The following is a 13,173-nucleotide window of genomic DNA, read 5'->3' as shown; positions in this document are numbered from 1 at the left end:
TTATTTTAAATTTTTTAACATACTTGATAAGAACCACTTATGTTTTAAATATGCTGTTGAATGATCTTCCATCATGTTTGCTACATAGAAATTACCTTCTTCATCAGCTGCTTTTCTTACATCTAAAGCGAATTCGTTCATTTCTTTTACGTATTCCAAAGCTAATTCTATAGCTTCTCTATCTGTAAAAGATCTTTGTTCTAAATCTGATAGTGTTGTTTCAGCAACGTATTCTTTCATTGATGATAGAGGAGTTATTCCCTGCATTTTTAATAATTCTGCAACTTCATCTAAATATGCAAAACCTTCATCATAAAGAACTTCTAAATATTCATGTACTTGTTTGAATTGACTACCTTCTAAGTTCCAGTGTAAGTTGTGTAACTTTACGTTTCCAAATGCTAGATTTGCTAAATATGTGTTTAATTTTTTCATTATATACCTCTTTCTTATAACATTATTTTATTATTACTTATATTTTATATTATACCCAAATTAAAAATATTAAACTTTTTATGATATAATTAATAAAAATATAGGAGTAAATATGATTTATATAGTTTTGATATTATTTTTATCGATAGGGATAGTTTATAATTTAGTAAAATACGTTGATATTCAATATAGAACTGCAATTACAAAATCTAATTATATTTCATTTATAACAATGGCGATATTGTTATTTGTGGTTATAAGTTTTGCAAGATATAATTTTTATAATTATATTTTGGCTATCTTGTTATTATTATTTTCAATTTCGGGTATTATTGGTAAAGGATTTAATAGAAGAGGGATTATTACAACGGGGAATATAACTTTCCTAGCAAAATTTATAAGATGGGATAGTGTGAAAAATATGGAATTAACTTATCTAAGTGAGGGTTATGTGGACTTGATATTATCTACAGACACTTTTGCTTTAAAACATAGATATCCTGAAGAATATGAAGAACTTTTATTAAAAATAAAGAAAGAATTAAAATTATAAGGGGAATTATGAAATTTTATGGAACAATGATTTGTGGTGACACAATACACGCAGATAAAGTTTTAAGAAAAAACAAAATAGAAGTAGAATATATTGACATTACAGCTAAGACAAGATTTATGAAAGAATTTTTAGCATTAAGAGATTCTAGGGTTGAATTTGACAAAGCAAAGTCAGATGGGAAAATTGGTATACCGGCATTTTTATTAGATGATGGTACAATTGAATTCGATGTATACAAATTAGAAGGTGTTACAGAAAAAATTGATGAAGATAAGGAAGATGAGGCACCTCAAATGTGTGGATTTTAATAGCTTTACAGGGGGAATAATGAATAAAATTAAATATTTTTCATTTTTAATATTTATTCTTATGTTAATAGTGGGCTGTTCTAATAATTCTGGTAAGGTATCACATATTACCGTTAAAAAACAACAAGAAATTCAAGAGCAAGATTTATATATTAATGGAAAAAAAGAAAAAGTTAAAGTATTTAAAAACGTTAAGAAATATAATGTTGAATATAAGGATAAATTATTTGTTTTAGATGAAAGTCAATATGAAAAATTAAAAAAAGAGGATAATAAATTACTTTTAACATTTGATAAAAAGATTATTGAAAATTTTGATAAAAATAATATTGATACATATAGAAAATATGGTACATTTTATCAAGTATTATTAAAAAATGGAGAAACTTTACAATTTTTTGATAAGCCAAGTGCAGGTAAAGAGGCGAGTGGAGATGATTTAAATTCAAGAATTGTTGGAGTTTATAAGCATGGAGATCATTGGCATGTAAAATTGGATGATGGTAGTGAATATATTACACATGATGATCCTACACAAATTATTCCTAATGTAAAAGTTGGAAAATATGAAGGAAGCCATGACGAAAAAGAAAAAAATATAAATTTAACTAAAAATAAAGAGAAAAAAGAAAAACCTAAAAAGAGCCTAAATCTTATGAGATATTATAAGATTGAAGAATTGAAAGATAAGGGGATTGTAAAAGCTTCTGTTCATGGAGATCATTGGCATTTATTTGATGCTAATGGTAAAGAATATATTACTCATGAAGATCCTCGTGGAAAATTAGATGGAGTAAAAATAGAAGAATATACTGGTAAAGGTGAATAATATAATAACTATAGTCTAATCTGAAATATGATTAGACTATTTTTGTATTCTACTATTTAGCTATAGTGTTTTGTGTTAAAATATATATAATAAAAAATTACAGGAGTTAAAATTGAGAAAATTAATAGCGTTAGATTTAGATGGTACACTTCTAAATTGGAGAAAAAAAATAACTAAAAGAACAATTGATGCTTTGGAAAAGGCTCAACAACAAGGACATGTGGTTATGATTGCAACAGGACGTCCTTTTGAATCTTCATTAAAGCATGCTGTAACTGTTAAAGTTGATAAATATGGAGGATTCATATCTAATTTTAATGGAGGTCTAATTACAAATATAAAGACTAATGAAATAATCTCAGATACAAAGTTTGAAATTAATTTGCTTAAAGAGATTATTGAGTTTATAGATGAACTTTGTGTAGATTATTCAATTTTACATGATAAAAATCTATACACAAATTATCATAGCAAGTGGTTATTTAGACTTTATAGAAAGGCAATTGGGCAAAATGTAATTAAAGATGACAGACATTTTGATAAAATAAATTTTTCAGTAAATAAAATTTTATTAAATGACTCAATGAAAAATTTGAAAATCACAAGAAAATTAATAGAAGAAAAATTTAAGGGAAAATTAGAAATTAGTTTTTCATCTTCAGTATCTATAGAAATAACTCCAGCAAATACATCTAAAGGCCGAAGTGTATTAAAAGTTGCTGAAAAATTAGGTATACCTAGAGAGGATACTATTGCATTTGGTAATTATGGTAATGATATTTCAATGATTACTTTATGCGGAACCGGTGTTGCTATGAAAAACTCTTCAAAAGAATTAATTAAGGTAGCAGACTATGTAACCGATACAAATAATAGAGATGGGATTGCTAAATATTTAGAAAAATATGTATTAAAATAAAGACACTATCTAAATTAAGCAAACTAAAATAACTGTTAGATAGACTGTTATAGATGATATTAATATAAATAAATTGTATCACGAATGTTTAACAACGGTAATACAAAAAAGATTTTTTATATGTAAAGGAGAAAAAATGAAAAAATTAATAGCGATAGATATTGATGGTACGCTGATAAACAGTAAACATGAAATATCTGAAAGAACTAAAAAAACTTTACTTGAAGCTCAAAAGCAAGGTCATAAAATTATGATTTCATCAGGTCGTTCGCAAAGAGGTGTTGAAAAATACTATAAAGAATTAGAGTTAGACAAATATGAGGGATATATTTGTAATTATAATGGTGCTGTTGTCACAGATGTAAAAACAAATGAAATTATTATAAATCACACATTAAATCTTGAAAAAATGAGGGAAATGCTTAAATTTTCAAAAACTCAGGATATTTATTTTGTTATTTATTTTAATAATATAGTATATACAGATAATTTATCTACATATAATTTAGATGATATTTTAATTAAAAATGATACATTATTAAAATATGTACCTAATCTTGTGGATTCAATAGATTTTAAGCCTAATAATATTTTATTTACACAAGATGCTTCAAAAATGACTGAACCATCTAAAAATATTTTTGAAAAATTTAAATATGATTTTGAATTTGTATATTCTGAACCATTTTATTTTGAAGCAATGCCTAAAAATGTTTCAAAAGGAGAAACATTAGTAGAAGTTGCTGAAAAATTAGGATATAACATTTCTGATACAGTGTCTTTTGGAGATCAAGGTAATGATTTTACAATGATAAAATTAGCTGGTACTGGTGTAGCTATGGGAAATTCCATTGATGAATTAAAAGAAATTGCTGATTTTGTTACAAAAACTAATGATGAAGATGGAGTGGCAGAATATATTGAAAAATATATTTTAAATTAGAGTTTTACAAAATTTAAATTGCAAATAGAGCTTTTTTTAAAGGAGAATAAGGATGAATGTTTTAGTTTACCTAGGCTCAAAACTAGGAAATAATGAAATTTTTAAGGATGCAGCTGTGGAGCTTGCAGATTGGATAGCTTTTAATAGATATGGATTAGTATATGGTGGAAATGAAAAAGGACTTATGGGTATTTTGGCGGAAAGAGCAATATCTAAAAATGTAGAAGTTATAGGAGTGATGCCAACTTATTTAAAGGAAATTGAAACTGTTAAAAAAAATCTTACTCAATTTATAGAAACTGAAACTATGCAGGAAAGAAAAGATATTATGAGAGAAATGTCGGAAGTATGTATTGCTCTGCCTGGAGGACCGGGTACAATGGAAGAAATCACAGAAGCTTTTTCACTTCATTTGGTAGGTCAAAACCCGAATGCCTGTATTTTGTTTAATAAAAATGGATATTATGATGATCTGAAAAACATGTATGACAATATGGTTAAAAATGGTTTTTTAACAAAAGAAGATAGAAGTAAATTGTTATTTTCTGAGGATTTTGATGAAATAGATCAATTTATAAAAATGGTGTTAAAAAAATAATTTTATATATTCTGGAAAAATTTTTATAGATTGTGTGCAAGAAAAAGTGGATTATTTAGTTATAAAAAAATAATATATAGTATATTTATAATAAAATAACTAAAAAATATACAAAATGTGATTGAGATCACATTTAAAGAATGAAATTCGTGACCGTTATCACAAATGTTCGTTAATAATATACTTATTGGAAAAACTGGGAAATATGAGGTATAATAATAAATGAAGCAATACGCTATAAAAAATTTGAAGGGAGACTTTAATGGGTAAATATTCAGATAAGCTAACTAAAGAACAAAAATTAGAAATGCTTAAATTAATGGAAGTTTGTAGACATTTTGATTTACAATTATCAAAATTGTTTGCAAGAGGTTTAGTTGCGGGTATGACACACTATTCAGTGGGAGAAGAAGCAGCTAATGTAGGTGGTATATATGCAATGAGAAAAGAAGACTTGATGTATTCAAATCACAGAGGTCACGGGCAAACTATTACTAAAGGTATAGATATTAATAGAATGATGGCTGAAATCCTAGGTAGGGAACCGGGATATTGTAAAGGTCGTGGTGGTTCGATGCACGTGTTTAACTTAGAAGTAAATAATATGGGATGTAATGGTATTGTAGGTGGTGGACATGGTATAAGTATCGGAGCTGCATTTGTACAAAAACAAAAGAAAACAGGTAATGTAGTAGTTTCATGTATGGGTGATGGAGCAACAAATGAAGGTTCATTCCACGAAACATTAAATATGGCTTCAATTTGGGATTTACCAGTTGTTTACTATGTAATTAATAATAAATATGGTATTTCAATGGATATACATGATGCTATAAATGTTGAACATATTACAGATAGAGCTTCAGCTTATGGGGTTAAAGCTATTCATGTTGAAGATGGTAATGATGTTTTAGCAGTTTATGATGCCATGAATGAAGCAATTGAACATGCAAGATCAGGTAAAGGACCGGTTTTAATGGAAGTTGAAACATATAGATGGTTTGGTCATTCAGCAAGTGATGCAGGGGCATATAGATCAAGAGAAGAAATAAATTCATGGAAAGAAAGAGATCCAATCGAAGCTTATAGAAAAGTTTTATTAGATACAAAAGTAGCTAATATTGATGAATTAGATAAAATTAGAGATGAAGCAATTAAAGAAGTTGATGAGGCGGTAGTATTTGCTAAAAATGCACCATTCCCACAAGAAAATGTTGCTTTTGAAGATAATTTAGCAGAATAGTAAAGAGTTTATATATTTAGATTAAGCAGAGAAAAGGAGAAAAGTATGGGTGAAAAGAAAATAATGCAATTTCGTGAAGCGATAAAATACGCTATGGTAGACGAAATGCGTTTAGATGAAAATGTATTTTTAATTGGTGAAGATGTAGGTATTTTTGGTGGTGATTTTGGTACAACAGTAGGAATGATTGAAGAATTTGGACCAAAAAGAGTTATTGATACACCAATTTCAGAAGCAGCAATAAGTGGTTTAGCTACAGGTGCTGCTTCAGTAGGTATGAGACCAATTGTTGATATGACATTTATGGATTTTGTTACAATTGCTATGGATTCGATTGTTAACCAAGCTGCACCTATGAGATATATGTTAGGTGGAGAAGTACAAGTTCCGGTGGTATTTAGATGTGCTAATGGGGCAGGTACAGGGGCTTCATCACAACATAGTAAAACTTTAGAATCATGGTTTACACATATTCCGGGATTAAAAGTTGTTGCACCATCAAATCCAAATGATGCATATGGATTATTAAGAGCAGCTATTAGAGATAATAATCCGGTAATTTATTTAGAACCAAAATCACACTTTGGTATGAAGGGTGAAGTTGATGCAAGTGATGATAATATTGCTGAAATCGGTAAAGGTAAGATTGTTAGAGAAGGTAAAGATGTAACAATTGTATCTTGGGGGAAAGCTTTTGTTTTATGTGAAAAAGCTGCTGAAGAATTAGCTAAGGAAGGCGTTGATGTAGAATTAGTGGATATTATGACATTAATTCCATTAGATGAAAAAATAATTTTTGATTCTGTAAAGAAAACAGGAAAATTAGTTGTTGTACATGATTCATTCAAAACTAGTGGTTTTGGTGGTGAAATAGTAGCAAGAGTGGTTGAAAGTGAAGCATTTGATTTTATTGATGCTCCAATCAGACGTGTTGCCAGTGCGGATACACATGTACCATCAGCTCCAAATTTAGAAAAAGCAGTTCAACCAAGTGTTGAAAAAGTTAAAGAGGCAGTATTATTAACAGTTAATAAAAAGTAAAAGGAGAAGCTATGTCAGACAAAAAATTTAGAGCTACTCCAGCCGCAAGAAGATATGCTAAAGAACACGGTATTGACTTGTCACAAGTTAAAGGTACTGGAGCAAAAGGTCGTGTGCATTTAGATGATATAACAGAATTTAAGTTACATGGAAGAATTAAAATTTCTCCATTAGCATTAAAAATTGCAGAAGTCGAAGGGCTAAATGTTCAAGTAATTCAAGGTACAGGACCAAAAGGTAAGATCATGAAAGAAGATGTATTGGCACTTCTACATGGTGAAGATAATAAAGAAGAAAAAGCTGTAGCAGCAAAATCGGAGGCAAAACCGGTTGAAAAAGAAGAAAATCCAGACTATGAAGTAGTTAAGATTTCACCGGTTAAGAAGGTTGTTGGTAAGAGAATGAGGGAATCTGTAGATATTTCACCAACATATATGGTAAGTGTTTCTGTTGATATGACAAACTTATTAGCATTTAGAAAACAAACGGTTGATATGGTTGTTGATAGAGTTGGACAAAAACCATCTGTTACAGATTATATTTCATTAGCTACAGTTAAAACATTACAAAAACATCCATATGTAAATTCATCAGTCAGCGAAGATGGACAAAATATCTTATTACATAAACATGTAAGCTTAGCGATAGCTGTAGGTACAGATGAAGGTTTATATGTACCAGTTGTAAAAAATGCTGATGAAATGAGTTTTACAGAATTAGTTGTTGAAAGTAAGAGAGTAATTAAAGCGACGTTGGATAAAAAATTAAAACCTGCAGAAATGCAAGGCTCAACATTTACAATATCTAACCTAGGTATGTATGGTGTTGATAACTTTACATCAATAATTAATCAACCAAATACAGCTATTTTGAGTGTGAGTGCAACAATTCAAAAACCGGTTGTAGTAAATGGTGAAATTGTAGTTAGACCTATGATGAATGTATCCTTAAATGCTGACCACAGGGTAATTGATGGTTTAGAAGGAGCTAAATTCATGCAAACATTGAAGAATAATTTAGAAAATCCAGTTGGATTGTTAATTTAATTAGGAGGATAAAATATGGCATATGAAGTTATCATGCCCAAAGCCGGCTCAGAAATGGAAGAGGGCGAAATTGTACAATGGCTTAAAAATGAAGGTGATAAAGTAGAAGTTGGGGAACCTTTATTAGAAATCGTAACAGATAAAGTAAATATGGAAGTTGAAGCAGAAGATGCTGGTACATTATTAAAAATATTACACAAAGCAGGAGAAGTAGTTCCGGTTGTAACTACAATAGCTTGGATTGGTGAACCGGGAGAAGAAATTCCGGCAGCTGGGGGAGCAGCACCGGCATCAGATTCAGCTCAAGTAGAAGAAGTTGTAGAAAAAGCGAAAGAAGATGTTATGCCTGCATCAGTAGCAAAAGCAGCAGAAGAAGCAGCACCAAAGAGAGAAAGAAAAGGTGAATACGATGTTGTCGTTATTGGTGGTGGACCAGCTGGTTATGTGGCTGCAATTAAAGCTGCTCAATTAGGTGGTAAAGTTGCTGTTGTTGAAAATAGTGTAGTTGGAGGTACTTGCTTAAACAGAGGATGTATTCCGACAAAAGCATACTTACACAATGCAGAAATTATTCATAGCATTAAAGAAGCTGAAAGTAGAGGTATTAAGTTAGTTAACGATGCATTCTCAGTAGATATGGCTAAAACAGTTGCTGTAAAAAATGGTGTTGTTAAGAAACTTACAGGTGGTATCGCCGGTTTATTTAAATCATACGGAATTAAGTTATTCAACGGTTTAGGAACAATTACTAAAGATAAGAAAGTTTTAGTAAATGGTGGTGAACATGTAATTGATGCTGATAAGATTATCATGGCTGGTGGTTCTAATGTAAGAATGTTAAACTTACCAGGTTTAGACAGCAAGAGAGTATTAACATCTGATACAATATTAGATTTAGAAGAATTACCAAATAGATTAGTTGTTGTTGGTGGTGGTGTAATCGGTGCTGAAATTGGGCAAGCATTCTCATCATTTGGGTCAAAAGTTACAATAGTTCAAGGTTCAGATAGAATCTTAAATGTGTTAGATAAAGATTTATCAGATGTTGTAACAAAGAGATTCCAAAAAGATGGAATTGAAATTATCACGGATGCAAGATTTGCTGGTGTTGAAGAAAATGGAAATGAAATTAAAGTTAAATTAGAAGGTAAAGATGATATAGTTGCTGATTATTTACTATTGTCAGTAGGTCGTGTACCAAACTTAAGTGGTTTAGGTGAAATCGAACTAAAACAGGAAAGAGGAAGATTAGTAGTTAACGAATACATGGAAACATCTGATCCGGATATCTACGCACCAGGTGATGTAAATGGTGAATTGATGCTAGCTCATGCTGCGTTTAAGATGGGTGAAAGAGCTGCTGAAAATGCAATGGGACACCGTAAGAAAGTAAGCTTGAAGTCAATTCCTTCAGCAGTATATACATTCCCGGAAGTTGCAACAGTTGGTTTAACAGAAGAAGATGCTAAGAAGAAATACGATATTAAAGTAGGTAAATTCTCATTTGCAGGTAATGGTAGAGCATTAGGTGCAAACAAGGCTGAAGGATTTATTAAAGTAATCATGGATACAAAATATCATGAAATTTTAGGTGTACACATTGTAGGACCAAGTGCAGCAGAAATTATCAATGAAGCTGTAACAATTATAGAAACAGAAATGACAGTAGATGATGTATTGGAAGCAATGCATGGACATCCAACATATTCAGAAGCTTTATACGAGGCATTTGCTGATTGTTTAGATATTAGTATACATTTACCTAAAAAGAAAAAATAATTTTAATGTGGAAGAAGTGAGAAATGATATATTTAGAAGCTAAAGGTAATGATCCTGCATATAATACAGCTTTAGAGCTATTTGCTTTTAATGAACTTGCGAAAAAAGATAATGTATTTATGTTATGGATTAATCAACCATGTATTGTTGTTGGAAAAAATCAAAACACAAGGGAAGAAATAGATCAACATTACTGTGATGAAAATGACATAAAGATTGTTAGAAGAATTAGCGGAGGTGGAGCAGTCTACCACGACTATAATAATCTAAATTATACAATTATTTCAAATGAAGACGATGAAGCGGACTTTAACTTTAAGTCATTGAGTCAACCGGTAATAGATACTCTTGCGGAAATGGGAGTAAAGGCTGAGTTTACAGGAAGAAATGATTTGCAAATTGGAGATCAAAAATTTTGCGGAAATGCTCAGTACATTAAAGGTAAGAGAATAATGCATCATGGGTGTATTATGTTTGATGTTGATTTATCGGTTCTTACAAAAGCTTTAACAGTCTCAAAAGATAAATATGAGTCGAAAGGTAAGAAATCAGTAAGAGCTAGAGTTACAAACATTAAGCCACATTTGGAAGATCAAACTTTAACAGTTAAAGATTTTATGAATACTTTAAGAAACTTTATGGATAAGAAGTATCATATGGAAGAGTACGTTTTAACTGAAGAAGATGAAAAGAAGGTTTTAGCTATTAAAGCTGAAAAAAATGATTCTTGGGATTGGGTTTATGGAAAAAATCCTGAATTCACAGTTCAAAGAAAGAGAAAATTACCTACTGGTAAGGTGGAAGCTAATATTAATGTAATTAATAATGTTATAGAAAATGTTAAATTTTATGGAGATTTTTTTGGAGTTAAGGATGTTGTTGAATTAGCTCAAAAATTACAAGGAATCAGATATGATAGAAAATCAGTAGAAAAAGTTATAAATAGCGTAAATATTAATGAATATTTCATGGGAGTAACTAATGAAGAAGCCATAGATGTTTTAGTTGATTAATAACTTGAAGGGCTGCAACAAAATAATTATAGAGGTTATTTTGTTGCAGCTTTTAATTTTATTAAAATTAAATTTGACAAATAATGTAAATATTAATTTTATAAGAATTACAGGAAATTTTTTTAATAAATAATTAAATTTTATCATTTACTTAATTTTATAAGTTGATTTTAAAAAATATATTTATATTTAGTTTAATAAAGGAGATTTAAAAAATCTTTTGTATTAAGTAAGTATTTAAAATTTTTTTGTTATATGTTATCATTTTAAAAGTAAAATATATTAGGAGGAATTTATGAAAAAAATTATAAGTTCAATTATGGCTTTAGTGATGGTTTTTTCTTTAGTTGCTTGTAGTTCTACTACAAAAAAAGAAACAAAGAAAGAAACTAAAAAAGAAACAATGGAAGTAGAAAAAAAGGTAGAAAATTCTTCGGAAAAGAAATATACATCAGTAGCTATTGATGATAAACATGCTATTGCAACGAATGATAATAAAACATTTGAAATATATGAATTAAGTTCAAAATATCATCCAACATTAACAATGGGTAATAAATATGAATTTAAGATTGATCCTGCAAAGATTCAAGGTAATAAATTAAAATTTGATAAAGAATTAGAAATGTTGGGAGTTAAAGTAGGATTTCCATTATCAATTCAAGGTTATCAAAAATTAACAGAAAAAGTTAAAAATGTAAAAGTTGTTGACACAAGAGATGCTAAATCTTTCGGTGAAAAAACAATTGAAGGAGCTATTAATTTAAATGGTGCTGAAGCTTTAAAAGCAGTTGCATCAAAAAAATTGGCAAATTTCAAAAACGATAGTTTAAAAGATTTTACATCAAAAGATATTGTTGTTATATTTGGTAAATCTCCAGAGGAAAATGCGGCAGTTGCAGAAATATTATTTAATGTTTCACATGTAATGGTAACATTTAATGGTGGGGATATTAAAGAAGTTTTAAAATAAAATAATAAAAAATTCCACTTTAGAATATTTTAATCTTTAATGAGATTTTAATATATTTAAGTGGAATTTTTATTTTATTTTAATTTGAAGTTATCAACTCTTTCTTTGTTAAGTTTGTCGGTTAATTTTTTAAATGATAAATATATATTTTTATAGGCCTCTTCGGCAGATTTTGGTTTTAATGTATTCCATGATAAAACAGCATTTTTCCATGTTGTCCATACTTCATCATATTCCTTAAATATAGGTTTGTTTTTTGATTTTGCATAAGAATCTATAACTATTTTTATCAGATCTTTATCCTTTTTATTAAGTTCGGATTCTTCATATGTCTTATAACTTACATTTTCTAATATTTTACCTGTTGATTTATATAGTTCGATTGCATTTTTAGGATTTACCAGCTCTGTGATTAATTTTATAGCTAATTTCTTTTGTTCTAATTTATCATTAAGTCTGGAATTTATACCCAGTCCCCATCCACTTTTCCAATGAGAAAGAGAGTTGTTAAATATAGTTATATTAGATAGAGGGTATATATCAACATTTCCTTTATATATTTCATTGGATATTATCCCATCGCTAGATGAGACCCATGGGCCATCTATCACTACAACTCCTTTTTTTCCGGTTTGAAAGTTCTCATTTATATATTTAGAACTAGATGTAGGATTTAGTATATCAATCGACTTTTCACTATGTTTTTTCCAATAATCAAATATAGCGTTGAATGCTTGTTGTTTGTTTTTTTCTAATTTGTTGTATTCAATAGCATAATCAGATGTAAATTTTCCCCCTTCAAGATTTAATAATTTAATACTGGATGCATTATTTAATGATGCAGTATACCATCCATCAAAAATTGGAAATAAAATATTGTCTTTATCTTTTACTTTAGTAAATTCAATTTTTTTATTTAGGTCTATATTTTCACTCTTTGCGTTTTTAGTATTTACAAACGCTATTAGAGTTTCTAAATTATAAGGAAAACCATAATATTTATCATTTACTTTCATATTTCCTGCTAATCCCTTATCAAAATTTTCAAAACCTCCAAGTTTATTTGATATTTCTTTAGCTGGAATTGATGATAAAACATTTTTAGAATATAGATTTGAAAATTTATCTAAAGGAAATGCAAAAACATCAGGGGCATCAGGATTTAACATATCTATATTTATGACATTAAGTGCCTCAAAAGCTGATATTTCCTTTATATTTATCTTTGCATCAGGATTTTTTCTCATTATCTCATTAGCAATTTTTTCATAATAGGGAATCCATTTTTTATCTGCTGTTACAGATATCGTTCCTTTTAATTTTTTTTCAGTTTTTAACTCTTTTTTTGGTTCATCTATTTTTTTATATTGGGAACATGCGTTTAAACACAATATAAAGATCAGTAAAAAAGCTAATACTTTATTTTGTTTTTTCATATTGTCTCCTAGTTTTTTATTTATATAAAAATTGTACAACTATTAAAATAAATT

Annotated in this window: 14 protein-coding genes; 12 read left to right on the top strand and 2 right to left on the bottom strand. The window is 28.9% G+C overall.

The genetic code is table 11. The features are described 5' to 3' along the window. A complete protein-coding gene (locus tag EQF90_RS07610) occupies positions 1-435 on the bottom strand; it encodes a Dps family protein (RefSeq protein WP_134710950.1) in 435 nt (144 codons plus the stop codon). A 112-nt stretch (positions 436-547) separates the two neighbouring features. Here EQF90_RS07610 and EQF90_RS07605 point away from each other — a divergent pair, with 112 nt between their 5' ends. From EQF90_RS07605 to EQF90_RS07550, 12 genes are all read left to right on the top strand, one after another. Next, positions 548-988, top strand: a complete 441-nt coding sequence (locus EQF90_RS07605) for a hypothetical protein (protein ID WP_134710951.1) — start codon at positions 548-550, stop codon at positions 986-988. 8 nt (positions 989-996) lie between these two features. Further along, positions 997-1,299, top strand: coding sequence for a glutaredoxin (locus tag EQF90_RS07600; protein ID WP_134710952.1), 303 nt, complete (start codon positions 997-999; stop codon positions 1,297-1,299). 19 nt (positions 1,300-1,318) lie between these two features. Continuing rightward, entirely contained in the window at positions 1,319-2,128 is an 810-nt protein-coding gene (locus tag EQF90_RS07595; RefSeq protein WP_134710953.1) for a hypothetical protein, read from the top strand. 112 nt (positions 2,129-2,240) lie between these two features. Then, positions 2,241-3,047 carry a Cof-type HAD-IIB family hydrolase gene (locus EQF90_RS07590; RefSeq protein ID WP_167604033.1) on the top strand — a complete coding sequence of 269 codons (807 nt, stop codon included), beginning with the start codon at positions 2,241-2,243 and terminating at the stop codon, positions 3,045-3,047. A 136-nt stretch (positions 3,048-3,183) separates the two neighbouring features. Further along, positions 3,184-3,990 (top strand): Cof-type HAD-IIB family hydrolase, encoded by an 807-nt coding sequence (locus EQF90_RS07585; protein WP_134710955.1) that lies wholly within the window; start codon positions 3,184-3,186, stop codon positions 3,988-3,990. Positions 3,991-4,042: 52 nt separating this feature from the next. After that, the gene (locus EQF90_RS07580) at positions 4,043-4,588 is read left to right on the top strand and encodes an LOG family protein (protein ID WP_134710956.1); all 546 of its coding nucleotides are present in this window, start codon (positions 4,043-4,045) and stop codon (positions 4,586-4,588) included. A 262-nt stretch (positions 4,589-4,850) separates the two neighbouring features. Further along, a complete protein-coding gene (locus tag EQF90_RS07575) occupies positions 4,851-5,831 on the top strand; it encodes a thiamine pyrophosphate-dependent dehydrogenase E1 component subunit alpha (RefSeq protein WP_134710957.1) in 981 nt (326 codons plus the stop codon). Positions 5,832-5,876: 45 nt separating this feature from the next. After that, a complete protein-coding gene (locus EQF90_RS07570) occupies positions 5,877-6,872 on the top strand; it encodes an alpha-ketoacid dehydrogenase subunit beta (RefSeq protein WP_134710958.1) in 996 nt (331 codons plus the stop codon). Between the two features lie 11 nt (positions 6,873-6,883). Then, positions 6,884-7,918 carry a dihydrolipoamide acetyltransferase gene (locus tag EQF90_RS07565; RefSeq protein WP_134710959.1) on the top strand — a complete coding sequence of 345 codons (1,035 nt, stop codon included), beginning with the start codon at positions 6,884-6,886 and terminating at the stop codon, positions 7,916-7,918. A 15-nt stretch (positions 7,919-7,933) separates the two neighbouring features. Next, entirely contained in the window at positions 7,934-9,697 is a 1,764-nt protein-coding gene (lpdA, locus tag EQF90_RS07560; protein WP_134710960.1) for a dihydrolipoyl dehydrogenase, read from the top strand. A gap of 23 nt (positions 9,698-9,720) precedes the next feature. Continuing rightward, entirely contained in the window at positions 9,721-10,710 is a 990-nt protein-coding gene (locus tag EQF90_RS07555) for a lipoate--protein ligase (protein ID WP_134710961.1), read from the top strand. 295 nt (positions 10,711-11,005) lie between these two features. Beyond that, the gene (locus EQF90_RS07550) at positions 11,006-11,683 is read left to right on the top strand and encodes a rhodanese-like domain-containing protein (protein WP_134710962.1); all 678 of its coding nucleotides are present in this window, start codon (positions 11,006-11,008) and stop codon (positions 11,681-11,683) included. A gap of 74 nt (positions 11,684-11,757) precedes the next feature. Here EQF90_RS07550 and EQF90_RS07545 read toward each other — a convergent pair whose 3' ends face one another. Beyond that, complete coding sequence (locus EQF90_RS07545; protein ID WP_134710963.1) at positions 11,758-13,119, bottom strand: sugar ABC transporter substrate-binding protein; 1,362 nt, start codon at positions 13,117-13,119, stop codon at positions 11,758-11,760. Between the last annotated feature and the right edge of the window lie 54 nt (positions 13,120-13,173).

The organism is Helcococcus ovis, assembly GCF_004524775.2.
GTDB lineage: Bacteria > Bacillota > Clostridia > Tissierellales > Peptoniphilaceae > Helcococcus > Helcococcus ovis.
Note: the sequence above shows the minus strand (reverse complement) of the source record. Positions and strands in the feature narration are given on the sequence as shown.